A 25,169-nucleotide genomic window follows, 5' to 3' on the forward strand; every position below is an offset into this window, starting at 1 on the left:
CGGTCACCGTCCCGTGTGCGTGGTCAGATCGGAGGTCCGGGTGAGGAACCCGATGATGAAGCCGACGCCCCAGCCGACGTGGATGCACGGCAGGACGACGAGCAGCCACGCCCGTGTCGCCGGGTCCGACCGTCGTGACACCGCGAGGGCGCCGACGACGACGAAGAGCAGGTAGACCGCCGGGACCACGAAGCCGACCGTCGCCCAGGCGACGGGACTGCCGAGCAACGCTCCGACCACACCGACGAGCCCGGCGACCAGGCCGAGCGCGACGGCGACGACCATCGCCGGCGGGACGAAGTAGCGCAGGCCGTTGCCGGCGGGGAAGCGTCGGGCGAGTTCACCGCGCCACAGCCCGGTCGCGACGAACTGGCGGACGAGACGGCGGAGGCTCGGCCGGGGCCGGTAGGTGACGACGAGCTCGGGGGTGAACCAGACCGTGCCGCCGGTGGTGCGCAGGCGCCGGTTGAGCTCCCAGTCCTGCCCGCGCTTGATGCCCTCGTCGAAGAGCCCGACGGCGAACAGCCGCTCCCGTCGGAACACCCCGAGGTACGCCGTCTCGGCCGGTCCGGCCTGCCCGCCGACGTGGTGCGGGGTGCCGCCGAGGCCGACGCGACTGCCGTACGCCAGGGCGACGGCCTTCTCGAAGGGGGTGCGGCCCTCGGCGCGCATGATGCCGCCGACGTTGTCCGCGCCGGACTCCTGCAGCGTCCGCACGGCGATCCGCGTGTAGTCCCGCGGCAGGACGCTGTGGGCGTCGACCCGGACGACGATCGGGTGCTCGGAGGCCCGGATCGCGACGTTCAGCCCGGCCGGCGTGGAGCCGACCGCGTTCTCGACCGCGCGGATCCGCGGGTCGGCGGCGCTCATCTCGGCGACGAGCTCGTTCGTGCCGTCGATCGAGGGGCCGAGGGCCAGGATGACCTCGAACGGCCCCTGGTAGTCCTGCTCGAGCAGACTGCCCACCGCCGCGCGGACCTCGGTCACCTCGTTGAGGACGGGCATGACGTAGGAGACACCCGGCAGGGCCTGTCCGTCGTGCTGCATGTGATCCTCGGGGTCCGGCGGGCGCGGGACGGCCCGCCGGGGCCGCTCCGCAGAGCGGACCCGAGCCTATCAAGCACCCGCGGCGGCCACCTGGCCGCGCCCCGCCGAGGCCCGGCAGACGCACGGGAGGCTCCCCACCAGCTGGTGGGGAGCCTCCCGTCCGGAGCGTCCCGGGTCAGTTCGAGCTGTCGTACGTGCCGAGCTTGACGTTCGCCGTGCGGGTCTCCCCGTTGCGGACGTAGGTGATCTCGGTCGTCGCACCACCGGCGTAGAAGCGGACCTGCGCGGTGAGGTCGGTGGCGTCCGCGATGGAGGCGTCACCGAGCTTCGTCACGACGTCGCCCTTCTGGAGCCCGGCGTCGGCCGCCGCGCCACCCGAGGTGACGTCCTTGATGAGCGCGCCCACCTGCGTGGCGCTCGCGTCCTCGGTCGCGTCGCCGACGGAGGCGCCGAGCAGACCGTGGGTGGCCTTGCCGTTCTCGACGATCTCGGTCGCGACGCGCTTGACCAGGTTCGACGGGATCGAGAAGCCGACGCCGATGCTGCCGGCCTGCGAGCTGGACGAGTCCGAACTGCCGGCGCTGGCAATCGCGACGTTGATGCCGATGAGCGCGCCCTTGTCGTCGAGCAGCGCGCCACCCGAGTTGCCGGGGTTGATCGACGCGTCGGTCTGGATCACGGGGAGGGAGACGGTCGTGCTGGCTCCGGAGCTGCTGCCGTTGTCGCCGTTGCCCCAGAAGTCGAACGGGCCGTTGCCGTTGTTGCCCTGGCCCTCGTTCGTGTCGCCGCCGGCGTTCGGGTCGCTCGAGGTGACCTGGATGCTGCGGTTCAGCGTGGAGACGATGCCGTCGGTGACGGTGTTCGACAGGCCGAGCGGCGCACCGATCGCGACCGCGGTGTCGCCGACGTTGAGCTTCGACGAGTCGGCGAAGTCGATCGGCGTGAGGTCGGGCGCGTCGATCTTGATGACCGCCAGGTCGACCGTCGGGTCGGTGCCGACGAGCGTGCCCTTGTAGACCTTGCCGTTCGAGGTCGTCACCGAGATGGTGCCGTTCGCGCTGTCGCCGTCGAGCGTCACCACGTGGGTGTTCGTGACGATGTAGCCCTCCTTGTTCAGCACGACACCCGAACCGGTGCCGGCCTCGCTGCTCGCGGAGACGTTGATCGTGACGACCGACGGGGTGGCCTTGGCGGCGACCGCGGTCACGACGGTGGCGGAGTCGTAGTCGTTCACGGTGAGGTTGCCACCGCTCTGCGAGGTGCCCGAGCCACCGACGACCGTGCCGCCGTCCGACGCTGCGCCCGCCGCCCAACCGGCGCCGCCGCCGACGAGACCGGCGATCACGGCGGCCGCGACCAGCGGCAGCACGAGACGGTTCCGACCCGAGCGGTCGCGCGGGGTCGTGCTCGTGGCGGCCGGGGCGCCGGTGAAGTAGTGGCCGTTCTCCGGCCGCTGGTCGGCTGCCGCACCGAACGCACTCGCACCGGAGGCCGTGTGGTGGTCGCTCGCGTGCTCGCCGTACCGGGGAGCGTCCTGGCCGTACTTACCCTGCTGGCCGTACTGGCCCTGGGCGTACTGCCCCTGGCCGTACTGGTCCTGCTGGCCGTACCGGGTGTCGCCGGACGTGTCGTGCTCGCCGTACTGGCCCTGCCCGTACTGGGCGGTGCCGTACTGGCCCTGCCCGTACTGGGCCGTGCCGTACTGGTCCTGCCCGTACTGCGCAGTGCCGGACTGGCCGCTCCCGTACTGACCCGAGCCGTACTGGTCCGAGCCGTACCGACCCGAGCCGTACTGCCCGCCCTGGCCGTACTGACCCTGCTGCGCGTACTGGCCGTACTGCCCGTACTCAACGGTCGGTGCCGCGTCCGCGGACCCTGCGGTCGGGTACGGGGCGGTGTACCGGTCGGTGTGGTCGGAGGCGGCAGCGAACTGCTCGGTCTCCTGCGCTGGAGTCGTCCCCACCACGTCCGTGTCGTCGGCGTCGCGGTGCCCGTGGCGGGTACCGGCTGACTCGTCCGGGCCGGTGGTCTCGTCGCGACGGTCGTCGTCGCCGTGTCCGTGGTGTGTGTCGCTCATGCGGGACGTGCTCCTTCCAAAGCTCCTGCAGTCTTCTCCACCGACCTGGGCGGTCCTGATGGCGTAGCTGCGAGCTGACCAAGCCGATCGTATGCGTCAGCTGTGTGGCCGGTCCCCCGGATGTCCACCGGAGGCGACCCCCGGTCGGACGCTAAGTTGGGGCCCGACGCGCGCCGAGCCTCCCGGCCGGTGCCCCGAGGGTGAGAGGGGTCGCGCATGCGGCAGACCGGTCCGTGGCTCCGAGCCGCCGAGGGAGCGATGCTGCTGGGCCCTGACGGGGTGCCGGCGCCGACCGTCTTCGCGGAGATGAGCGCCCTCGCCGCAGCGACCGGCGCCGTCAACCTGGGGCAGGGGTTCCCGGACGAGGACGGGCCCGCAGAGGTCCTCGACGCGGCCGTCCGTGCGATCCGGGACGGTGCCAACCAGTACCCGCCCGGCCGCGGGACCCCGGACCTGCGCGCCGCCGTCGCCGAGCACCAGGCGCGCTGGTACGGGCTCGACGTCGACCCCGACCGGGAGGTCCTCGTCACCGCCGGTGCCACCGAGGCCCTGGCCGCCACCCTCCTGGCGCTGGTCGAGCCCGGCGACGAGGTCGTCACCTTCGAGCCGTTCTACGACGCGTACGGCGCGCTCATCCGACTCGCCGGCGCGGAGCACGTCACGGTCCCGCTCCGGGCGCCGGACTTCCTGCCGGACGAGGCGGACCTCCGCGCAGCGTTCACCGACCGGACGCGCGTGGTCCTCGTGAACACCCCGCACAACCCGACGGGTCGGGTGCTGCCGGTCGAGGTGCTCCGCACCGTGGTCGAGCTCGCGGAGCGCCACGACGCCGTGATCGTCACCGACGAGGTCTACGAGCACCTGGCGTTCGCCGGCACCCACGTGCCGCCGGCGTCGTTGCCCGGAGCGCGGGACCGCACGGTGTCGATCTCCAGCGCCGGGAAGACCTTCAACACGACGGGCTGGAAGATCGGTTGGCTCACGGCCCCGGCAGCGCTGGTCGAGGCGATCACGACCGTCAAGCAGTACCTGACCTTCGTCAACGGGGCGCCCTTCCAGCCGGCGATCGCGACCGGGCTCCGCCTGCCCGACGCGGTGTTCGCCGGGATCGCCGCCGAGCTCGGGGCGAAGCAGGAGCTCCTCGCCACCGGTCTGGCCGCCGCCGGGTTCGGGGTGCTGCGCCCGGACGCCGGCTACTTCGTCATCGCGGACGCCGCTCCGCTCGGACACGACGACGCCCGCGCGCTCTGCCTCGAGCTCCCACGGCTCGTCGGCGTCGTGGGAGTGCCGGTGTCCGCCTTCGTCCGGCCCGACCACGTCGACGGGTACCGGTCGCTCATCCGGTTCGCGTTCTGCAAGCGCCGATCGGTCCTCGAGGAGGCCGCGTCACGGCTGGCCGGGCTCGCTCAGTCCCGCGGGACCACCGCGTAACGACCGAGGGACAGCGACGGGTTCACCGCGCGCACGCGGTCCGTGACCGCGGTGTCGACCGTCACCACGAGGAGCCCCGGCTCCGCGCCGAGCGCTGCGACCGCGGTGCCCGTCGGGTCGAGCGCCACCGACGCCCCGATCCCGACCGGGGGCGCCTGACCGACCCCGAGCACCCACACGGTGTTCTCGACGGCGCGCGCCGTGAGCAGGGTCCGCCAGTGGTGCTCCTTGCCCGGACCACGGACCCACTCGGCCGGCAGCACGACGACGTCCGCGGCCCCGGTGTCCGTCGCGGCGAGACGTCGCGTCACCTCGGGGAACCGCAGGTCGTAGCAGGTCTCGAGCCCGACCCGGACGCCGTCGACCTCCACGACGGGCAGCTGCGCGGGGTCGCCGGCCTCGATGCGGTCGGACTCCCGGGAACCGAACGCGTCGTACAGGTGCACCTTCCGGTAGGTCTCGAGGACCGAGCCGTCCGCACCGATCGCGACGAGCGTGTTGCGGAACCGACCCGGGGACTCCCCCGCCTCGGCGACGCCGACGACGAGTGCGATGCCGGTGCTCCGCGCGATCCGACGGAGGCCCGTGACGAACGAGCCGTCGAGCGGCTGCGCGGCCGCGACGAAGCGGTCGTCGATGTCGGCGGTGAAGTACGAGGTGTACTCGGGCGTGACCAGGAGGCGGGCGCCGCGCGCGACCGCGTCGACGGCGGCGGCGCGGACGGTCTCGAGGTTCGCGGCTGGGTCGTCTCCGGGGGCGAACTGCGCCGCGGCGATGGTCAGTGTCGTCACGGTGCCAGGCTAACCACGCCGGGCTCCGTCAGGACCGGACGTCGAGGACGTCGAACGACCGCCGCAGGATCCCCACGACGTCGTCGCCGCCCTCCGCCCACCTCGCCACCGAGACGTCGAAGCACCCGAGCGCGGCCTGCACGACCGTCCGCGCACGCAGGTCGCCGTCCGTCCCCCCGAGCCGGTCGACCACCAACGGGAGGAGCACCTCGGCCCAGGCGTGGTGCTTCTCGGTGTTCCGCGCCCGGAGCGACGGTGTGCTCAGCATCACCCGGACGGAGCGCCGTCCGGTCTCCGGATCGTCGTCGCTGCCGTGCTCGAGCATCGCCACGAAGGCCTCACGCAGGGCGCTCCAGACCGGTTCGTCCGCCGGACGTGCGCCGAACGCCGCGGCGAGGGCGGCACCGTGCCGGGCCGGGTCACCGATGACCGCGTCCTCCTTCGCCGGGAAGTACCGGTGGAAGCTCCGTGCCGAGATGCCCGCCTCGGCAGCCACCTGCTCGACCGTCACCCGGTCGAACCCCTCCGCGTCGAACCGGGCGATGGCGACCGCGGCGATGCGCGCTCGCACTGCATCGCGGGCGATGTCCCGTAGTCCGGGCCGTGCCTCCGCCGTCTCGCTCATGGTCCGATCGTACCCCTGAGTCAGCGTCTGCCGGAGTTGACAGACTCTGACATGTTCGGCGTACAGTGCCACTCGAACCACGATCCGTTCCAGGAGGACGACATGCAGCAACGACCACTCGGACGACAGGGCCTGGTCGTCAGCGCGATCGGCTACGGCGCGATGGGCACGACCTTCGCGTACGGCCCCGGCGACGACACGGAATCCGTCGCCGCGATCCGGCACGCGCACGACCTCGGCGTCACCCACTTCGACACCGCGGAGCTCTACGGCTGGGGAAGCGGTGAGCGGCTCCTCGGCGCCGCACTCGCCCCGATCCGCGACCAGGTCACGATCGCGACGAAGTTCGGCTTCACGGACACGTACGCCCCGAACTCGCAGCTCGACCACATCCGCGACGTCGTCGACGCCAGTCTGCGGAACCTCGGCACCGACTCGATCGACCTGCTCTACCAGCACGTGCACGACCCGCAGGTCCCGGTCGAGGACGTCGTCGGCGTCATGCAGGAGTTCGTGCAGGCCGGGAAGGTCCGCTACCTCGGCCTGTCGAACACCGACGCCGAGAACATCCGCCGGGCGCACGCGGTCCACCCGATCTCCGTGCTGCAGACCGAGTACTCGGTCTTCGCCCGCGAGTCGGAGGACCTGTTCCCGGTCGTCGACGAGCTCGGCATCGGTCTCGTCGCCTACTCACCCCTGGCACGCGGCTTCCTCAGCGGCGCAGTGCGACCGCGGAGCGCCTACGCGGAGGACGACATCCGCCAGTGGCTGGAGTGGTGGGCCCCGGAGAACTGGGACGCGAACACCGCGGTCGTCGCAGGGCTCACCGAGCTCGCTGCGGAGAAGGACGTCTCCCTCTCGCAGCTGGCGCTCGCGTGGATCCTGGCGCAGCGCGACGACATCGTCCCGATCCCGGGATCGCGGAACCCGGGGCGCGTCGCCGAGAACGTCACGGCCGCTGACGTCACGTTCACCTCGGACGAGCTCGCGCGCATCGACGCGCTCGGTCGCGGCGTCCGTGGCGCACGCGCCACGAGCTGAGCGAGCGACCGCGTCCTGGCAGGACCGGTGACGGACGGGAGGCCCGGTGCCAGCTGGCGCCGGGCCTCCCGTTCGTTCTCCACGCACCCCCGGCGTGTCGACCCCGACGGCGGACGCGACGATGTGCCACGACGAGCAGAGGACGTCCGGAGGCACCGGACGGCGCGAGCGCGCCGGGATCGGCTTGAACGGGCAGAGGGGCCGGGAACGCGAAGAAGCCCCGGTCCGTGAGGACCGGGGCTTCTCGTGTCGCGTTGGTTGCGGGGGCAGGATTTGAACCTACGACCTCTGGGTTATGAGCCCAGCGAGCTACCGAACTGCTCCACCCCGCGGCACATGGAAAACACTACACGGGATCGGGCGGGGTGCCAAATCGAGCACCCCGCCCGCCCGCATCAACCGTCGGAGCCGCTGCCACCCTGCGCTGCGATGGCGTCCTCGACGGCCTCCTGCAGTCGCTGGTCGGCCTCGGCGGCGGCGACCAGGTCGTTGTCGGCGTACGCCTGCTCACGAGCCCGGAGCGCCTCGTCCGCTTCGGACAGCGCCTGCTGCAGGTCCGGCGTCGCAGCGCCGGAGGACGACCCACCGGTCGCGCCGCCGGTCGCACCACCGGTGGCACCGCCCGTCGAGCTCCCACCCGTCGACGTGTCGGAGCCCTCGTCGTCGGAGTCCGAGTTCCCCGCAGCCGCACCGGAGTCACCCGCGGCCGCGCCCGAGTTGCCGCCGAACAGTTCGTCGAGCGCCTCGTCGAGCGTGTCCTCGAACGCGATCTTGTCCCCGAAGGCCACGAGCACCTTCTGCAGCAGCGGGTACGACCCACTCGACGTGGACTGCACGTACACCGGCTGCACGTAGAGGAACCCACCACCGACCGGCAGCGTCAGCAGGTTGCCCTGCTTGACGGTGCTGTTGCCCCGCTTGAGGATGTTGAGCTCCTGCGAGACGGCCGGGTCGGAGTTGAACAGGTTCTGCACCTGCGACGGGCCGGGGATGCTGTCGGTCTTCGGGATCGTCAGCAGCGTGAGCTTGCCGTAGCCCTCGCCCTTCTTGCCCTTGCCTGCCCCGCTGGCGTCGGATCCGACGGCCAGGTAGCCGGTCAGCACGTTCCGCGCGTTCGACGACGAGTTCTGCTTCGGGATGTAGGTGCTGTACAGCGAGTAGGCCGTGCCCGCGCCCGGCACCTTCATCGTCAGGTAGTACGGGTCCTGCTGGTCCGGGTTCGTCGCCGTGGTCTGCGTCCCGAGCGCGTTCGTGGTGTTCGCGTTCGTCCCGGTGGTGGTGCCCGCCGAGTCGGCGTCCCCGGCGCTCGTCGAGGTCGAGGTCGGGTCGACCGGCGTCGTCCACGCGTCGTCGCCCGAGTAGAACGAGTTCGCGTTGGTGACGTGGTACGTGCCGAGGATGCTCCGCTGGACCTTGAACAGGTCGGTCGGGTAGCGCACGTGGGCGAGCAGGTCGGCGCTCATCGCGGACACCGGCTGCAGCGACGTCGGGAAGACCTTCTGCCACGTCTTGAGCACCGGGTCCTTCGTGTCCCAGGCGTAGAGCGTGACCTTGCCCGTGTAGGCGTCGACCGTGGCCTTCACCGAGTTCCGGATGTAGTTCACCTGGTCGGTGCGGAAGCTGCCGGATTCGGTGCCGTTGATGCTGTCCGTCATGCTCTGGCTCTGCGAGTACGGGTACGCGTTGCTCGTCGTGTAGCCGTCGACGATCCACTTGATGCGGTTGTCGACGATCGCCGGGTACGCGTCCTGGTCCAGCTTCAGGTACGGCGCGACGTTCTGCACGCGCTTGACCGGGTCACGGTCGTACAGGATCTGCGAGTCGGCGTTGACGGCGTTCGACAGCAGGATCTGCTCCGACTGGAACTTCGCCGCGTAGACCAGGCGGTTGAAGAAGTTGCCGATCTTCGGTCCGCCGTCCGCCGCGTAGGTCGTGGTGGCGTTGCCGTCGTCGTCGTCCGAGCCGGACGGGTAGTCGAGCTCGACGTCCTTCGTGCCCTCCGGCGCCCCGACGATCGAGTACGCCGGCGAGTTCTCGCCGAAGTAGACGCGCGGCTGGTACTTGCCGAGGGTGTCGCCGGCCGGGATGCCCGACTCGATGAACACCGGCTTGCCGTCGGATGCCCGCTGGTTGCCGTACGCCGCGACGACGCCGTAGCCGTGCGTGTAGACGAACGTCCGGTTGTACTGGGTGGCCGAGGCACCGAGGCCGTCGAGGTCGATGTCACGCACCGCGAGCACGGTGTCCTCGGTCTTGCCGTCCACCTGGTAGCGGTCGACGTCGAGCTGGTCGGGGAACTTGTAGTACTGCCGGTACTGCTGGAGCTGGCTGTACGTGTCCGAGACGATCTTGGGGTCGATGATGCGGATGTTCGCCGTCGTCTGGGCGTCCTCGGACAGGGCACCGGTCGTCGCCGTGGTGGTGGCGTCGTAGTCCTGTTCCTGGACCCCGGCGACGTTGTAGGCGTCCCGGGTGGCGTCGATGTTCCGCTGGATGAACGCGGACTCGAACGAGCGCTCGCTCGGTGCGACCTGCAGGCGCTGGACGATCCACGGGTAGATCCCGCCGATGACGATCGCGGACACCAGGAGCAGCCCGGTCCCGATGATCGACACGCGCCAGCGGCCGATGACCGCCGTCACGATGAACAGGATCGCCACGATCGCCGCGATGCCCGCCATGATCTCGCGGCCCGGGATCGTCGCGTTCACCTCGGTGTACTGCGCGCCCGTGATGAGGGAGTTGTCCTTCGTCAGCGCCGTGTACTGGTCGAGCCAGAGGCTGGCGGCCTGCAGCGCGATGTAGAGCGCGGCCGTGATCGCGAGCTGGATGCGCGCGGCCTTCGAGATGCGGACCTCTCGACCGCCGAAGCGGATCGCGCCGTACAGGTACGTCGCGGCGAGCGCGGCGAGGCCGGCGATGAGCACGACGGCGGAGGAGTACGCCACGACGGCGCGCCAGAACGGCAGCTCGAAGACGTAGAACCCGACGTCGAGCCCGAACTGCGGGTCGGTCTTGCCGAACGGCGTCCGGTTGAGGTACTCGAGGACGGTGCTCCAGCGCGGTGCGGTCGCCAGACCGGCGAAGACGCCGAGCACCGCGGGGATGCCGAGCACCACGACGCGGCGCAGCGGCTCGATGACCTGCTGGTAGCGGTCGAGCTGCGCGTTGAGCTTCGCGTAGACCGGACGGAACCGGAAGGCGAGGACGATGCTCAGCCAGACCGGGATCGCCATGCCCAGGAAGCCGGCGACGAACATGGCCGTCCCGGCGAGCCACCGGGTGGTCAGGACGCGCTCGAACCCGAGCTGCGCGAACCACGCGTAGTCGGTGTACAGGCTGGCGAAGATGAAGAAGCCGATCACCAGTGCGGCCAGCACGATGATCGTGACCACGATCGGGACACGCGGCGAGCGCCGTCCCGCGGTGGACGAGGTGTTCGTCACTTGTTGTGCTCCAGACGTGTCGGACCGGCGGCGCCGGCAGGCCGAGCCGTCAGTGCTGCCGATCCTATTCGTCCCGGCCGACAGTGAACCTGTGCCGCATCTCAGGATCGCGCCCCGGGCCTCCCGGCCGAGCCGTCCGGGCCGTCCCTGCCGGTCGTCCGGGAGGCCGGCGGCCCGGAGACCGCGGCAGCGCGCCGGGCGCTCAGGAGGTGCAGCGCTCGAGCCCGGCCGTGCTCCGGCCCGCCGCGATCGTCTCGAGGTCGGTGACCGCCTGGTCGAGCGTCGAGACCGCGTACACGTCGAGGCCGTCCGGGACGTGTCCGACCACCTCGTCGCAGTTCGCCTCCGGGGCGAGGAACACCGTGGCGCCCGCCGACTCGGCGCCGTGGAGCTTCTGCCGGATGCCGCCGATCGGTCCGACCGCGCCACCGGCGGTGATCGTGCCGGTCCCCGCGACGTGCTCGCCGCCGTTCAACGCGCCGGGCGTGATCTCGTCGATGATCCCGAGCGCGAACATCATGCCCGCCGAGGGCCCGCCCACGTCCTGCAGCGCGATGTCGACGTCGAAGGGGAAGTCGTAGTGCTCGACCACGCCGACGCCGAGCAGCGCGGTGCCCTGCTCGGTCCGCGGGGTGACCGAGAGCTCCCGCGTCGCCCCGTCCCGCTCGACGGTGATCGTCGCCGGTGCGCTCGTGCCGTGCTCCGCGACGAGCTGCCGGAGGGTCGACGCGTCGGAGTTCGTGGTGAGGGACGTGCCGTCGAACGCCGTGATGACGTCCCCCTCACGGACCACGCCGTCGGCCGGGGAGCCCTGCTGCACGGTGCCCACCTCGAGTTCGCTCGGGACCTCGAACCCCTCCTGCACGAGGGCCGCGGCGACGGAGGACTGCTGGGAGTTCGTCATGTCCGCGGCGTCCTGCTCGTTCACCTGCTCGGTCGTCCGTCCGGGCGGGTAGATCGCGCTCGCGGGCACCACCGCCTCGGACTCCGAGAAGAGGGCGCGGATGACGCTCGTCCACGGCGGCCGTTCGGTCGCCGTGCCCTGCACACTGACCGTGAGCATGTCGAGCGCGCCCGACGTCGGGTAGGTGCGGTGCCCGTCGATCTGGATGAGTTCGACGTCCTTCGCGTCCTTGCCGGTCCCCTGCCGCTGCGTGCCGATCGTGTTGAACACCGGGCCGGGCATCTCGATGAGGTACGGGCTCGGCAGCAGGCTCGCGACGACCGCCAGGACGAGGGCGCCGACGACGAAGGCCCAGCCGACCGTCCGTGAGCGCGAGCGACGACGGGGGGCGGGGGCGAAGAGGGTCACACGGGTCCTTCCGGAGGCTGTTCGCCCACGGCGCAGCCGGACGGGCGGTTGCCCGGGCCGGTCCCAGGCACGGCCTCACGGGCAGCGGTTAGCGTAGTCGGCATGCCTGATCAACCGCAGCCGGGGCCGGACGACGACTTCCGGGAGATGCTCCGCAAGCTCCTGTCCGGCGAGGGCCAGATCGACCCGTCGCAGCTCGCCGGAGCCGCCGGCCTGCCGAACGACCCGACCTTCGTCGCGAACCTCATGAGCCAGCTCCAGCGGGCCGCGCAGGACGGCGGCGACGGCATCGACTTCACCGTGACGGCCGAACGCGCGGCCACGATCGCCCGCGAGGGCGAGCAGCCGCTCGACCCCGCCACCGCGCAGGCAGCGGCGCAGGCCTTCCAGGTCGCGGCGCTCTGGCTCGACGAGGTGACCACCGTCGCGGAGCTCACCTCGACGCCGAGCGTCTACACGCGCGAGCAGTGGGCGAAGGCGACCGCACCCGTGTGGTCGCAGATCGCCGAGCCCGTGGCGTCGAGCATCGCGACCGCCCTCACCGAGGCGATCGACCAGCGCGCACCCGAGGAGCTCAAGCTCATGCTCGGCGACGTCTCGAAGGCCATGCGCGGGGTCGGCGGTGCGCTCTTCGCGATCCAGCTCGGCCAGGTCGTCGGGCAGCTCGCCAAGGAGGTCGTCTCCGGCGGCGACGTCGGCGTCCCGCTCCTCGACGAGCAGGTGGCCGCGCTCGTGCCGCAGAACGTCGCCGAGTTCGCCGAGGGCCTGGACGTCCCGGCCGACGAGGTGCGCATCTACCTCGCCGTCCGCGAGCTCGCCCACGCCCGACTGTTCCGCTCGGCACGCTGGCTGCGGCTGCACATCATCTCGTCGATCACGGAGTACGCCAAGGGCGTGCACATCCCGTTCGACCGGGTCGAGGAGTCCCTGTCGGGCATCGACCCGACCGACCAGGAGCAGCTGCGGGACGCGCTGGCCTCCGGGGCGCTCATCCCGCCGCGGACCCCGGAGCAGGACGCCGCCCTCGCCCGACTCGAGACGATGCTCGCGCTCGTCGAGGGATGGGTCGACACCGTCACGGCCGCCGCGACCGCCCGTCTCCCCCGCTCCGGCGCGATCGCGGAGATGGTGCGACGTCGTCGCGCCGCAGGAGGCCCGGCCGAGTCCGCCTTCGCGACGCTGGTCGGTCTCGAACTCCGCCCGCGCCGACTCCGTGAAGCGGCCGCGATGTGGCAGCGGGTCACCGACGAACTCGGTGCCGGCGAGCGCGACGCGCTCTGGGCCGCGTTCGACCTGGTGCCCGGTTCGGACGACATCGACGCGCCGGAGTCCCTGGTCGCCCGGCTCCGCGACCCGTCGCAGACGCCGGAGGACGACGCGTTCGACCGAGCGCTCGAGGACCTGCTCAACGACACCACCGCCGACCGTCCGCACGAGGACGAGGACGGCGGCATCGAGGACTCCGGCGACGGCCCGACGGCCGGGCCCGCCGACGGCTACCCGCAGGGCGGACCGCGGCACTAGTCACCCCGGTCGGGACGGGAGGCACGACCCGCCTTGCGTCCCGACCGTCCGGCCCGCCTCGGCTTGTCCACAGATCGGCGTCCGGACTGCCCCGTCGGCCGTCCCTGCGCCAGCGTGGACGCATGGGCATCCGCATCGACCCGACGCTCGAGTTCATCTGGCGCGATCCGTGCACGGTCCAGCTCGGGGTCGACCCGCCGCGCGCGCTGGTCACCGTCCCGACGACGGCCGAGGAGCGCTTCCTCTGCGCGCTCCGGAGCGAGACCGGACGTGACGCGATGGCCGGGGTCGCCCGGAGCGTCGGGTGCCCGCCCGCCGTCGCGGCCCGGTTGCTCGGGGACGCCGCTCCGGCCCTGGTCGACCTGGGCGCGGAGCCGGCCGCCCGGGTCGAGGTGTCCGGTGCCGGGCCGCTCGCGCAGGAGCTCGACCGGATGCTCACCGGTGACGGCGTGACCGTCGTGCGGACGTCGGTGCCGCGCGGTGGTCCGGTCCCCGAGCCCGACCCGCCGCCGACGCTCGCCGTCCTGGTCGCCGACCACGTGACCGACCCGACGGTCCGGGCCGCCTGGTGTCGCCGGTCGGTCCCGCACCTGCCGGTGGTGGTGGGCGACGGACGCGTCCGCGTCGGGCCGTTCCTGGTCCCGGGGGCCGGGCCGTGCCTCCAGTGCGTGGAACTCGAGCGCACCGACGCGGACCCCGCCTGGCCGGCGATCGCCGCGCAGGTCTGGGGCCGTCCCGTGGCCGCGCTGTCGCCCTACCGGGCTGCGACGGTCGCCACGACGGTGACCCGGCTGGTCCTCGAGCGGCTCCCCCTGGTGACCCAGTACCCGGACGCGCAGCAGCTCCTGGTGGACCGGACGGATCTGTCGGTCACGGTGCGGCGGGTCGCTCCGCATCCGCGGTGTGCGTGCCGAGGGCTGCCAGGAACCGACTCGCCACCCGGGCCCCACCCCGTGTGGACCCCTGACCCGACCACGTCAGCGTCAGGGAACGACGAGCACGGGTGATGCCGACGTAGAAGAGCCGTCGTTCCTCGTCGACGCCGTCGTCGGTCGTCGCGTACGAGATCGGCAGCAGCCCCTCGGCGACGCCCGCGAGCACGACGTGCGGCCACTCCAGGCCCTTCGACGAGTGCAGCGTCGCGAGCGTGACGGCGTCGAGTTCCGGCTCGTGGTGGGTGGCGGCACGGTCCACCAGGTCGGCCGTGAACTGCTGCATGGTCGTCCCGGCCGGCGCGGACTCGGCGAGCTGCATGATCGCCTGCAGGGCCTCCCACTGCTCACGCACGGCACCGGTGCCCTCCGGCGGGGTGCGCGTCCACCCGCTGATCTGCAGCACGAGCTCCACCCGGCGCAGGAGCTCGTCGTCGGTCTGCCGGACCGCCTCGCCGCGCATGTGGTGCACGGCGAGCTTCACCTCCGGGCGGTCGAAGAAGCGCTTCCCGCCCTGCACCCGGTACGGGATCCCGTTGCGGGCGAGCGCCGACTCGATCGCCGCGGACTGCGCGCCGACGCGGTACAGGACGGCGCACTCGCCGTACGCCGCCCCGCCGTCCACGAGTTCGGTGATGCGGCGGGCGATCGTCGCGGCCTCGTCCCCGTCGTGCGCGCAGGCGAGCACCGTCGGCTCCGGACCGGGGGCGGTCTCCTGCGCGACGAGGTCGAGCGCCCCCGGCTGCCCGCGCATGAGTGCGTTCGCCGCGTGCACGACCTCCCGGGTGGAGCGGTAGTTCCGTTCGAGCCGGAGCACGGACGCGCGCGGGAACTCCGAGCCGAACCCGAGCAGGTAACGGCTGGACGCGCCGGTGAACGAGTAGATCGTCTGGCTGGCGTCACCGACCACGCACAGGTCGTCCCGACCGCCGAGCCACGCGCGGAGCAGGTCGTGCTGCACGGGCGAGACGTCCTGGTACTCGTCCACCACGAAGAACCGGTACTGCTGACGCACGTAGGACGCCACCCGGGGCTCGGACTCCACCATGCCGAGGGTCGCGAGCAGCACGTCCTCGAAGTCCATCTGCCGACGGTCGTCCTTGAGCCGCTCGTACGCGCGCATGAGGTCGACCACGCGGGACGGCGAGGTGTCGCGTGGCATCGTCCGCTCGGTCGCGGCGGACTCGTACTCGTCGTACGTGAGCCGCTGCACCTTGCGCCACTCGACCTCGCCGGCCAGGTCGCGGAGCGTCGGGGTGTCGACCCGCAGGCCGATGGTGTCCGCGGCGTGCGCGATCATCCGGCCCTTGGACTCGACGAGCCCGGGGGCGTGCCCGCCGACCGTGTCCGGCCAGAAGTACCCGAGCTGGGACATCGCCGCGGCGTGGAACGTCCGGGCCTGGACGGCTCCGGCGCCGAGGGCGCGCAACCGCGAGCGCAGCTCTCCCGCCGCCCGGGTGGTGAAGGTCAGCGCGAGGACGTGGTTGGGCGAGTACGTGCCGGTCGCGACCCCGTAGGCGATGCGGTGCGTGATCGCGCGGGTCTTGCCGGTCCCCGCGCCCGCCAGCACGGCCACCGGACCGAGGAGCGTCCGTGCGACCGTCCGCTGCTCGGCGTCGAGTGCGGCGAGCAGCGCGTCCGGGGTCGGGGTCGACGGGTCGCCGGCGCCGGGTGCGATCGTCACGGCAGGTCGAGCGGCCCGCCGTACCACTCCTCGATGATCACGCGGGCGATCGAGGTCCGGCCGGGCAGCAGGATCGTGTCCCCGGCCTGTTCGCGGATCTCGTCGCGGGAGAACCAGCGGACGTCGAGGATCTCGACACCGTCCGGCCGGGCGGCGGAGGGGTCGCCGTCGACGGCACGTGCGCGGAACCCGACCATGAGCGACGCCGGGAACGGCCACGGCTGCGAGCCGAGGTACTCCGGTTCCTCGATGGTGACGCCCGCTTCCTCGAAGACCTCACGCCGGACGGCGTCCTCGAGCGACTCCCCCGGCTCGACGAACCCGGCGAGCAGCGAGTACCGGTTCGCGTCCCAGGCGGCGTTCGAGCCGAGCAGGATGCGGTCCTCGCCGTCGGTGATGCCGACGATGATCGCCGCGTCGGTCCGCGGGAAGTGCTGGTGCCCCTCGGGGTCGCGGCGGACCCACCCGCCCGAGGTCGACTCGGTCGCCGAGCCGGTCCGCGGCGAGAAGCCGTGCACCGCGTGCCAGTTCGCCATCGCGACCGCCTCGACCGCGAGGCCCTGGTCGCGGGCGGACAGCTCGGTGCCGAACATGCGCAGGTTCTCCCACGCCGCGGTGTCCGGTTCGATGGCGGCGGCAGCGTCGTCGTCGACGAGCGCCGCGACGAAGCGGGTGCCGGCCGGGGCGTCGGCGGCGTCGGCGACCGCGCGTCCGAGGTAGAGCAGCGTCGCGTCCTCGGGTACCTGTCCGGCGTCGACGAAGCGGAGCGCGCCGTCGCCGCCCCGGAGCATCGCGCCGGCGTGGACGGGCAGGAACCGCGTCGCCGGGTCGTCCCGCAGCACGCGGTCGAGGTCGGGGGTGGCGCGGTACTCGGCATCGCGGTCGAGCTCGTTGCGGGCGAGCGGCAGCCGGGCGGCGAACTCCACGGTCACGCGGATCTCCTCGTGGTCGACACGTCCCGGGTCAGCGTGGCGCGCACCGATCAGGTGTGCCGCGGACCTACCCTGATGGGCATGGCGGGATCGCAGTTCACTCTAGCCGCGTTGGCGACGACGGCCGTGCCCGGGCTCGTCCTGACCGGGACGCGCACGCTCGGCTCGGTGGCCGCCGGTGACTACGAGTCGGCGGTCGTCCGTGACGCGGAGGGCCACAGCTCGGCGATCCGCCGGCCCCGGAACCAGCGCGCCGAGGCCCGCCAGTCCGCCGACCTGGTGGCCATCCGCGCGCTCAGCGCCGGGATCCGCACGCGCCTCCCGTTCGCCGTCCCGGAGTACCGCGGGCAGGCGCCGATCGGGTCGACCCGCGCCATCCTCACCACGTTCGTCGAGGGCGAGCACCCCGCGCTCCGTGACCTGACGGAACGTCCGGAGCTGGCGACCAGCGTCGGCCGCGCGGTCGCCGCGCTCCACGTCCTGCCCACGAGCTTCGTGACGGACGCCGGCCTGCCGTCCCTGACGCCCTTCGAGGTGCTCCGCTCCGCGGTCTCCGTGATGGACCGGGCCGTCGCGACGAAGCTCGTGCCGGCCGCGCTCCAGGAGCGCTGGGAGGGTGCCGCGCGCGACCAGCAGCTCTGGCAGTTCACGCCGACCGTCGTCCACGGCTCGCTCGGCGTCGACTCGCTGCTCGTGCAGGGCGACGAGGTCACGGGCGTGCTCGGCTGGGGCGAACTCCGCCTCGGCGACCCGGCGAAGGACCTGGCCTGGGTGCTCGCCGGCCGCCGCGAGGCGTTCGACACCGTCCTCAGCGCCTACACCGCCGGCGGTGGCGGTCGGGACCGGCAGCTCGGGCAACGCGCCCGCGTGCACCACGAGCTCGAGACCGCCCAGTGGCTGCTGCACGGGGTGCAGGTGAAGAGCACCGAGGTCGTCGACGACGCGGTCGCGATGATGCACCGCCTGGCCGAGGCCGTCCACGCACCGTCGGCCGCACCGCTGCAGGCGGTGTCGCCGGAGACGATGGAGATCGGCGAGGTCGAGCAGCTGCTCTCCTCGACCGAGCGCCGGCACGGCTGATCCGGCCTGGAGGCGCGGCTCGCCTCAGCCGATCGCGTCCCGCCAGGCGCGTTCCAGCCCGGCACGGTCGAGCAGCGACGTCGGTCGGACCTCGAGGTCGTCCGCCACGAAGTAGAACACCGCGTCGACGTCCTCGATCGGTCGGCCGGTGAACTCGGCGTACGCGACCCGGTACAGCGCGAGCTGCACCTGCCGGCGTTCCAGGTCCTCGGCGCCGGTCGGGGCCTTGCCGGTCTTCCAGTCGACCACCTCGATCCGCCCGTCGATCTCGTAGACGGCGTCGAGCTTGCACACGACGCTGTGCCCGAGGAACGGGATGTGGATCTCGCGTTCGACCTCGAGGGGCGTCAGACCCGCCCAGCGTGACCGGGCGAAGGTCTCCTGGAAGTCGGCCAGCCGTCGGGCGTCGTCGTCCGTGACGGCGAGGTCACCGTCGGTGGCGGGAGCGGTCTCCCCGACGTCGAGGTCGAGTTCGCCGTCCCAGGCGTCGAGCCCGCCGTCCCACCCGCCGAGCGGCGCGGCGGCGCCACCGCCACGGGCACGCTGTTCGACCCACTGGTGGAACAGCGTGCCGAGGCGGGTGGCCCGGTACGGCCGCTCTGGCATCGGACGGCGCAGCCGTTCGGCGACGCGGTCCGGCTCGCCGAGGTAGTCCTTGAAACCGGACGCCGGGACGCGGTGCGGGACGACCACCGCGTGCGCGGCCGACCGGGCCGCCCGGCGTTCCGCGAGCAGCAGGTCGATGTCGGCGGCGTGGCGACCGGCGGCGCCGGGGTTCGCGTTGCGCACGCGCTCCGCGGCGGCGAGCACCCGCGGACCGCGGGAGCCGAACGGCACGTGCGGCCAGGTCTGCGTCGCGCCCTGGTCGCCGAGCGGGTTCGACTCGTGCGCGGTGCCCTCCGGGATCCGGTCGGCGGGGAGCACCCCGGCGTCGACGAGGTCGTGCAGGTACCGGCTCGGGGCCGTCGGCTTCACCCCGGTCGACCACGAGGACCCGGTGACGAGCAGCTCGTGCTTCGCGCGGGTCAGCGCCACGTAGGTCAGGCGGCGTTCCTCGTCCTCGTTCCGCGCCCGGACCTCGTCCTTGAAGGCGTCGATCGCCGTGACGACGTCCTTCTGGGTCTCCTGCCCGCGCCAGGCCAGACGGGGCAGTTCCTCGGCGTCGCCGCGGAACTCGTACGGCAACCGGCCGAACCCGAGCCACCCCGTCGACCCCTCCTGGGGCCGGGCGGGCAGGGCGCCCTCGACCATCCGCGGCACGGCGACCGCGTCCCACTCCAGGCCCTTCGAGCCGTGGATCGTCAGGATCTGGACGGTCCCGCCCTCGGGTTCCTCCGACCGCGGCCCCATGTCGTCGCGGCGGGCTGCGGCGTCGATCCAGCCGAGGAAGGCGCCGAGGTCGGCACGGTCGTCGGTCTGCACGAAGCCGCTCAGTTCGTCGACGAAGGCGTCGAGGTACGCCGACCCGCCCTGCTCGTGCGCGGCGACCTCGATGTCGAGCCGCATCTCCTGCACCACGAGCGTGACGAAGTCGACCAGGTCCCCGCCGGCACGGGAGCGCAGCGTGGCGAGCTGGGCGCCGAGCGCGCGCATCCGCTCGCGGCCGGCCGGGCTGATGCCGGCGAGGGCGGAGTGGTCGTCGGGCGCGGTCGTGACGAAGTCGAGCGCGTCGACCACGGAGCCCTGCTCCCCCGCGGCGACGGACGCCCGGAAGGCCGCGGTGACGTCGTCGTCGAGGCGCTTGTGCGTGTGGTCGCGGCCGAACAACCAGCGCGCGAGACCGTGCAGCGCGACGATGTCCGCCGCGCCGACCCGCCACCGGGCACCGGCGAGCAGGCGGATGAGGTCGTTGCCCGCCGCCGGGTCGTGCAGCACGCGGAGGCAGGCCACCAGGTCGACGATCTCCGGCCGCTGCAGCAGCCCACCCGTCCCGAGCACGTGGTACGGCACCCCGCGGGCGGCCAGCGCTGCGGTGAACGCCGCCAGGTCCTTCCGGGCGCGCAGCAGGAGCGCCATCGAGCCGTCCGGGTTCCGCCCGCGGTGGTCCGCGAACCATGCGGCGACGGCGTCCGCCTCGTCGGGCAGGGTCTCCGGGAAGGCGACCGCCACCGTGCCGCGGTCCGCTCCCGGTCGCGGTGCGAGCTGCTCCACCCGGACGTCGGACGCGGCGGAGAGCGGGGAGACGACCGCGTTCGCCGCGGCGAGCACGTCGACGGGGTTCCGCCAACTCGTCGACAGGGCGTAGGTGACGACGGGGTCGGCGGCGGGCGCGCCGAAGTCCGCCGGGAACCGGGCGAGGTTCGCGGCACTCGCTCCGCGGAAGCCGTAGATGGACTGGTGCGGGTCCCCGACCGCCATCACCGGGTGGTCCCGGAACAGCCGCGCGAGGAAGCGCGTCTGCACGACCGAGGTGTCCTGGTACTCGTCGAGCAGCACCACCGCGAAGCGGGCTCGGAGGTCGGCGGCCACCCGCGGGGCGGCGTCGGCCGCGGCGAGCGCCAGGGCGATCTGGTCGGAGAACTCGACGAAGCCGCGGTCGACCTTCTGCCGACGGAACTCCTCCACCAGGTCGGCCAGGGGTTCGAGCGACCCGATCGCGGCGACGGCGTCGGTGACGGCCTTGTAGGGCGTGCCCCTGGTCGAGCCGGGCAGTTCCAGGAGCTCCCCGAAGTCGATCGCGAACCGACGGAGGTCCGCCGGGTCCACGAGGTGCTCGGACGCGGCCCCGGCGAGCGCCACCACGGCCGCGGTGACGGTGTCGACGTTGCGGTCGAGTCCGGCCAGGCGGTCGTCCCGTGCGGCGACGACGACCCGACGGGCGAGCTGCCAGGCGGACGGCTCGGTGAGCACCTGTGACTCGCCGTCCCGGCCGACGAGCAGGGCGTTCTCGCGGAAGACGGCGTTCGCGAAGGCGTTGTAGGTCGACACCGTGGGCGCGAGGAAGGCGTCGCCGGCAGCGATGAGCCCGGCGTCCTCGAGCGCGGCGATCCGGTCGTTGATGCGCACGCCGAGCTCGCCCGCGGCCTTGCGGGTGAAGGTCAGGCCGAGCACCTGGTCCGGCTGCACGAACCCGTTCGCGAGCAGCCAGACGACACGGGAGGCCATCGTCTCGGTCTTCCCGCTGCCGGCACCGGCGACGACGAGGGCCGGCGCGAGCGGTGACTCGATCACGGCCCGCTGCTGCTCGGTGGGTCGGGGCTTCCCGAGGGCGTCCGCGATCGCGTCGGCACCGACCCGCGGTGTCAGCGGGACGCCGCCGTCGGGCACGCGGTGCTCGGGTCCGGGCGCAGGGACGGCGGGGTCCGACCCGGTCCGACCGGTCCCGGCGCCGTCCACCGCTGTCGGCGCCTCGTCCGCGCTCACCAGGTCACCTCGCCGACGACGTGGATCCGGCACTCGGTGCCCGTGCGGGCGCGGTCGCAGTGCTCGTCGACCGCCGCCAGGAACGTCCGTCCCGCCATGCCGCGCGCGACGTCGTGCAACCGCTCGCGGTACGCCTCGCGCGCTTCCGGGTCGAGCGCGCGCTGGGTCCGTTCCGAGTACGCGTGCGCGCCCTTCGGGTTCTGCACGAAGACGAGCCGGGCGTCGGTGGTCTCCGCTCCGACCGGGACGCCCTCGACCGCGCCGTCGGCGACCGCGAGCTGGTAGGCGGCGAGCTGTGGATGGGCCGGCATGTCGTTCTTCTCGCTCGGCATCGACCGCCCGGTCTTCAGGTCGACGATGCTGATCCGGCCGTCGGGGTCGACCTCGATCCGGTCGATGCTCCCCCGCACCCGGGCCGGGCCGGTCACCAGGGCGAAGGAGGACTCGGCCCCGAGCAGTCGACGCCCGGCGCTGGCGGTGGTCCGGAGGTAGTCGCTGAGCCCCTCGATCATCCGTCGGGTCCTCGCGCGCTCACGGTCCGCGATCCACGGCGACTCGAACGTCAGCTCGTCCCACCGGCCCTCGACCCGCTGCCACAGTGACTCGACGTCGATCTCGGTCGCGTGCTCCATCGCCTCGTGCACGATCGTCCCGATGCCCATCGCGGGGCTCGGGGCGCCGCCGCCGAACGTCTGCGCGAACCAGTGCACGGGGCACTCCTCGAACGTGCCGATGCGGGAGGGCGACACCGACACCGTCGGCGGGACGGGCTCGTCGCCGTCCTCGGGCACGACCGGTGTGGCGTCGAGGTCGACGAGCGGCGCGTCGGTCGTCGGCTCGGCCAGGCCGTACCAGTCGTCCGGCGACGCCCCCGGCACGTCCTCGGCGGCGAGGCGCGCGAGTGCGGACGCCGCCTCGGAGTCGCCGGTCGCGACCACGCGCCGACGCAGCGAGCCGGCGAGGCCGCGCAGGGACAGCGGGTGCGCCGACGGCTGTCGGTCCGGCGGGACCGGCACGAGCCGGACGAACGGCGACGGGGACTCGTCGTCGTTCGCGACGGTCGCGATGACGACCTGCGTCGTCGCCCGGGACACGGCCCGGGCGAACAGGCGCAGCTCGTCGCCGATCACCGCCGCCCGGTCGTCCGTCGGCGAGTGCGGGACGCCGGCGGCGGCGCGGACGAGCCCGTCCGGGTCGAGCAGGCTGCCCCGCACGCGGGTGTTCGGCCAGACGCCGTCCTGGAGGCCCGTCACCACCACGACGTCGCACTCCAGTCCGACGGTGGCCGAGGGGGTCAGCACCCGGACCCGCCCGGCGGTCCGGTCCGGTCCGATGGAGTCCTCGGGCAGGTCGGCGCCGAGGAGGTCGTCGACGAAGACGCGTGCCGGGGCGTCCGGCGTCCGCTCGACAAACCGCTTGGCGGCCGTGAAGAGCCCGACCACGGCGTCGAGGTGCCGGTCGGCCTCGGCCGCTCCGACACCTCCGGCGACCGACTGGGCACGCCAGGTGCCCGCGAGACCGCTGCGCTCCCACAGCCCCCAGAGGACCTCCTCGATGCTCGCCCCGGTCTCGGCGTCGTGCCGCGCGGCCGCGAAGCTCCTCGCCAGCCGTGCGGCACGGCGGGCGAAGGGCGCGTCGATCGTCGCGAGTCGCTCCGGGGCCCCGAGTGCGTCGACCAGGAGCTCGTCGGACGTGCGGGTCCCGCCGCCCGCCAGCTCCTCGCGCCGGAGCGCCAGTCGCAACCGTCGCATCGCCAGGGTGTCGAGTCCGCCGAGCGGTCCGGTCGCGAACGCGGTCGCGAGCTCGGCGTCGAGCGGCACCACACCGAGGGCGACGGCGGCCGCGTCGACGAGCGCCCGGGACGCGGTCTCGTCCCGGGGCCGGGTGGGCGCGGCGCCCGCGGTCGCCGGCACCTCGGCCACCGAGAGCGCCCGGACGAGTTCCGGGATCGCCGCCCCGCTGCGGGTGACGACGACCATCCGGTGCCACGGCACACCGTCGAGCAGCCGGTGTTCGCGGAGGCGCCTCGCCACCGCGGCGACCATCGCGGACCGGCTCGGGGCCTCCAGGTGCAGGACGGCGTCGGAGCGGCCACGGGCCTCCCGGGCGACGGCGGAGCGCTGTCGGCCCGCGGCGGCGGTGCCGATGCGGCCGGTGACGCCGGTCACCAGCGCCCGGACCGGTCCGGCGTGCCGGTGCACCGTGCCGAGCACGATCTCCCGGACGCCGGTGACGCCGAGGCGCGGACCGAGGCGGCCGAGCACGTCCGGCTCCGCGCCGCGGAAGGCCGAGGCGGCGATGTCCGGGTCGCCGAACGCGACGACCTGCACGCCGGAACGGGCGAGGGCACCGAGCAGGGCGATCTCGCCCTCGACGAGTTCCTGCACGTCGTCGACGACGACGAGACGCAGCGCGGCCACCGCGGGCGGGAGGTCCCCCCGCAGCACGGCCGCGGTCGCGAACGCCACGAGCTCTGCCGCGTCCAGCGCGGTCGTCCGGAACGCGGTCACGGTGGCGCGGTACTCGTCGACGAGGTCCCCGACGGCACGCCACTCGGGGTGCCCGGTCTCGTCCCCGAGCTCCCGCATGTCGTCGGGTTCGATGCCGGCCGCGACCGCACGCATCATGAGGTCACGCAGCGCCGTGCGGAAGCCCGCCCGCTCGCGGACCACCGCGGTGATCGGCGCCGGCCAGTCCGGTCCGCCGCCGTCGAGCTCGTGACCGGCGAGCAGGTCGGCGAGGATGCGGTCCTGCTCGCCGCCGGTCAGCAGGGTGGGGGCGTCCTGGCCCTGCACGGTCGCCGCGTGCGCCACGACCTGGAAGGCCAGGGAGTTGACGGTCCGGGCGAGCGCGCCCGGCGTGACCCGGTCGACCGCGGCGGCGAGCCGGTCCCGGAGCGCCGTGGCCGCCATGCGGGCCGAGGTGAGCGCGAGCACGGTGGCGTGCCCAGCGGCGTCGACGGCACCGGGTCGGGCGATCCGGTCGGCCACGAGCCGCGTCAGTGTGCTCGTCTTGCCCGTTCCCGGCGCGCCGAACACCGCGGCGTGCTCGCCGTCCGGCAGGGCCAGGACCGCCTGCTGCGCAGGGTCCTCGACGAGCGCACGCGACACCGAGCCGAGGTCCGGCGCGGGCGTCAGGGTGGTCGGTGGCACGCACGTACGGTACCCAGCGCTGCCGACATCGCGCGCCACCCGCGCCGGATGCGGGGACCGGGTGCGGGACCGGGTGTGCGCCCGCGGCGAACGCTCCGGGCAGCCCGCGGGCGCTCGACTACGCTGACCTCGTGGACATCAAGATCGGCATCATCAACAGCCCGCGTGAGATCGGTTTCGAGACGGCCCAGACCGCCGACGAGATCGAGACCGCCGTGTCCGAGGCCCTCGCGGCCAAGGCCACGCACCTGTCCCTCAAGGACGACAAGGGCCGCCGGTTCATCGTGCCGGTCGCGTCGCTCGCGTACGTCGAGGTGGGCTCCGAGGAGTCCCGCCGCATCGGCTTCGTCGCCTGACCCTCCCGGGCGTGGAGCTCCTCTTCGCCGTCCTCGGCGGGATCCTGCTCGGGGCCGTCGCCCACGTGGTCGTGCCGCTGCGCACGACCCGTGGCGTGCTGGTCGGCCCGGCTGTCGGCGGCATCGCCGCGGCGGTCCTCTGGGAGGTCCTGACCTGGGCCGGGTGGCCGTACGACGGCACCTGGATCTGGGTCGTCGCGCTGCTCGGGGCCGCCGCGGTCGCCCTCGTGGTCCAGGTGGTGCTCGGCCGCCGTCGGACCGCTGCCGACGAAGCGCACTACGAGCGTCTGGTCAAGCAGGGCGCCTGAGCCCGTCCAGCTGCCCGCCGTGGCGCTGCTCACCGTGATCGGCGGACCGCTGCTCGCCCTCGTCGACA

The 25,169-nt window shown here is 73.1% G+C and carries 16 protein-coding genes, 1 tRNA gene and 1 pseudogene; 7 read left to right on the forward strand and 11 right to left on the reverse strand.

Translation table 11 applies throughout. The features are described 5' to 3' along the window. Window positions 1-3 precede the first annotated feature (3 nt). Together DEI84_RS07585 and DEI84_RS15940 are read right to left on the reverse strand one after the other, a co-directional pair. Window positions 4-1,047 (reverse strand): glycosyltransferase family 2 protein, encoded by a 1,044-nt coding sequence (locus DEI84_RS07585; RefSeq protein ID WP_110823706.1) that lies wholly within the window; start codon window positions 1,045-1,047, stop codon window positions 4-6. Between the two features lie 175 nt (window positions 1,048-1,222). Further along, on the reverse strand, window positions 1,223-3,124 hold the full coding sequence (locus DEI84_RS15940; RefSeq protein WP_110890291.1) for a S1C family serine protease: 1,902 nt from the start codon (window positions 3,122-3,124) through the stop codon (window positions 1,223-1,225). A 216-nt stretch (window positions 3,125-3,340) separates the two neighbouring features. Here DEI84_RS15940 and DEI84_RS07595 point away from each other — a divergent pair, with 216 nt between their 5' ends. Continuing rightward, on the forward strand, window positions 3,341-4,555 hold the full coding sequence (locus tag DEI84_RS07595; RefSeq protein ID WP_110890292.1) for an aminotransferase class I/II-fold pyridoxal phosphate-dependent enzyme: 1,215 nt from the start codon (window positions 3,341-3,343) through the stop codon (window positions 4,553-4,555). Here the strand turns inward: DEI84_RS07595 and DEI84_RS07600 are convergent. Next, on the reverse strand, window positions 4,531-5,346 hold the full coding sequence (locus tag DEI84_RS07600) for a carbon-nitrogen hydrolase family protein (protein WP_110890293.1): 816 nt from the start codon (window positions 5,344-5,346) through the stop codon (window positions 4,531-4,533). The two genes, DEI84_RS07595 and DEI84_RS07600, sit on opposite strands and share 25 nt — an antisense overlap. Before the next feature lie 28 nt (window positions 5,347-5,374). Further along, the gene (locus DEI84_RS07605; protein ID WP_110823703.1) at window positions 5,375-5,971 is read right to left on the reverse strand and encodes a TetR family transcriptional regulator; all 597 of its coding nucleotides are present in this window, start codon (window positions 5,969-5,971) and stop codon (window positions 5,375-5,377) included. A gap of 102 nt (window positions 5,972-6,073) precedes the next feature. Here DEI84_RS07605 and DEI84_RS07610 point away from each other — a divergent pair, with 102 nt between their 5' ends. After that, window positions 6,074-7,012 carry an aldo/keto reductase gene (locus DEI84_RS07610; protein WP_110890471.1) on the forward strand — a complete coding sequence of 313 codons (939 nt, stop codon included), beginning with the start codon at window positions 6,074-6,076 and terminating at the stop codon, window positions 7,010-7,012. A gap of 255 nt (window positions 7,013-7,267) precedes the next feature. Here the strand turns inward: DEI84_RS07610 and DEI84_RS07615 are convergent. The 3 genes from DEI84_RS07615 to DEI84_RS07625 form a co-directional block, all read right to left on the reverse strand. Next, window positions 7,268-7,344: transfer RNA gene (locus DEI84_RS07615), tRNA-Met, on the reverse strand. A gap of 63 nt (window positions 7,345-7,407) precedes the next feature. Then, complete coding sequence (locus DEI84_RS07620) at window positions 7,408-10,458, reverse strand: UPF0182 family protein (protein ID WP_181420380.1); 3,051 nt, start codon at window positions 10,456-10,458, stop codon at window positions 7,408-7,410. 202 nt (window positions 10,459-10,660) lie between these two features. Beyond that, complete coding sequence (locus DEI84_RS07625) at window positions 10,661-11,770, reverse strand: PDZ domain-containing protein (protein ID WP_110890294.1); 1,110 nt, start codon at window positions 11,768-11,770, stop codon at window positions 10,661-10,663. A 102-nt stretch (window positions 11,771-11,872) separates the two neighbouring features. Between DEI84_RS07625 and DEI84_RS07630 the strand changes: the two genes are divergently transcribed. Both DEI84_RS07630 and DEI84_RS15945 read left to right on the forward strand, forming a co-directional pair. Beyond that, window positions 11,873-13,294, forward strand: a complete 1,422-nt coding sequence (locus DEI84_RS07630; protein WP_110890295.1) for a zinc-dependent metalloprotease — start codon at window positions 11,873-11,875, stop codon at window positions 13,292-13,294. 431 nt (window positions 13,295-13,725) lie between these two features. Continuing rightward, window positions 13,726-14,214: pseudogene (locus DEI84_RS15945) on the forward strand (TOMM precursor leader peptide-binding protein); the annotation flags it as partial. Here the strand turns inward: DEI84_RS15945 and DEI84_RS07640 are convergent. Continuing rightward, on the reverse strand, window positions 14,165-15,910 hold the full coding sequence (locus tag DEI84_RS07640) for an ATP-dependent helicase (protein ID WP_181420381.1): 1,746 nt from the start codon (window positions 15,908-15,910) through the stop codon (window positions 14,165-14,167). The pseudogene DEI84_RS15945 and the gene DEI84_RS07640 overlap by 50 nt on opposite strands. Beyond that, on the reverse strand, window positions 15,907-16,842 hold the full coding sequence (gene nudC, locus DEI84_RS07645; protein ID WP_110823697.1) for an NAD(+) diphosphatase: 936 nt from the start codon (window positions 16,840-16,842) through the stop codon (window positions 15,907-15,909). The genes DEI84_RS07640 and nudC overlap by 4 nt, the downstream gene beginning before the upstream one ends. 81 nt (window positions 16,843-16,923) lie before the next feature. Between nudC and DEI84_RS07650 the strand changes: the two genes are divergently transcribed. Beyond that, complete coding sequence (locus DEI84_RS07650) at window positions 16,924-17,922, forward strand: phosphotransferase (RefSeq protein WP_110890474.1); 999 nt, start codon at window positions 16,924-16,926, stop codon at window positions 17,920-17,922. Between the two features lie 24 nt (window positions 17,923-17,946). On the opposite strand, the gene DEI84_RS07655 is transcribed toward DEI84_RS07650, so the two are convergent. Both DEI84_RS07655 and DEI84_RS07660 read right to left on the reverse strand, forming a co-directional pair. Then, window positions 17,947-21,285 (reverse strand): ATP-dependent DNA helicase, encoded by a 3,339-nt coding sequence (locus DEI84_RS07655; protein ID WP_258371732.1) that lies wholly within the window; start codon window positions 21,283-21,285, stop codon window positions 17,947-17,949. Then, window positions 21,282-24,437 (reverse strand): UrvD/REP family ATP-dependent DNA helicase, encoded by a 3,156-nt coding sequence (locus DEI84_RS07660; RefSeq protein ID WP_181420382.1) that lies wholly within the window; start codon window positions 24,435-24,437, stop codon window positions 21,282-21,284. Before DEI84_RS07660 ends, DEI84_RS07655 begins: the two co-directional genes overlap by 4 nt. Before the next feature lie 131 nt (window positions 24,438-24,568). Between DEI84_RS07660 and DEI84_RS07665 the strand changes: the two genes are divergently transcribed. Beyond that, a complete protein-coding gene (locus DEI84_RS07665) occupies window positions 24,569-24,793 on the forward strand; it encodes a DUF3107 domain-containing protein (protein ID WP_110823695.1) in 225 nt (74 codons plus the stop codon). Window positions 24,794-24,804: 11 nt separating this feature from the next. Next, the gene (locus DEI84_RS07670) at window positions 24,805-25,101 is read left to right on the forward strand and encodes a hypothetical protein (protein ID WP_110823694.1); all 297 of its coding nucleotides are present in this window, start codon (window positions 24,805-24,807) and stop codon (window positions 25,099-25,101) included. Window positions 25,102-25,169: the final 68 nt, after the last annotated feature.

The sequence above is a fragment of the Curtobacterium sp. MCBD17_023 genome, from assembly GCF_003224415.1.
In the GTDB taxonomy this organism is placed as follows: Bacteria; Actinomycetota; Actinomycetes; order Actinomycetales; family Microbacteriaceae; genus Curtobacterium.

What these genes read in the sequence shown, in the direction of transcription:
- DEI84_RS15940 (WP_110890291.1), bottom strand. Translation starts at nt 3,124, where the DNA reads ATGAGCGACACACACCACGGACACGGCGACGACGACCGTCGCGACGAG.
- DEI84_RS07595 (WP_110890292.1), top strand. Translation starts at nt 3,341, where the DNA reads ATGCGGCAGACCGGTCCGTGGCTCCGAGCCGCCGAGGGAGCGATGCTG.
- DEI84_RS07610 (WP_110890471.1), top strand. Translation starts at nt 6,074, where the DNA reads ATGCAGCAACGACCACTCGGACGACAGGGCCTGGTCGTCAGCGCGATC.
- DEI84_RS07605 (WP_110823703.1), bottom strand. Translation starts at nt 5,971, where the DNA reads ATGAGCGAGACGGCGGAGGCACGGCCCGGACTACGGGACATCGCCCGC.
- DEI84_RS07630 (WP_110890295.1), top strand. Translation starts at nt 11,873, where the DNA reads ATGCCTGATCAACCGCAGCCGGGGCCGGACGACGACTTCCGGGAGATG.
- DEI84_RS07650 (WP_110890474.1), top strand. Translation starts at nt 16,924, where the DNA reads ATGGCGGGATCGCAGTTCACTCTAGCCGCGTTGGCGACGACGGCCGTG.
- DEI84_RS07585 (WP_110823706.1), bottom strand. Translation starts at nt 1,047, where the DNA reads ATGCAGCACGACGGACAGGCCCTGCCGGGTGTCTCCTACGTCATGCCC.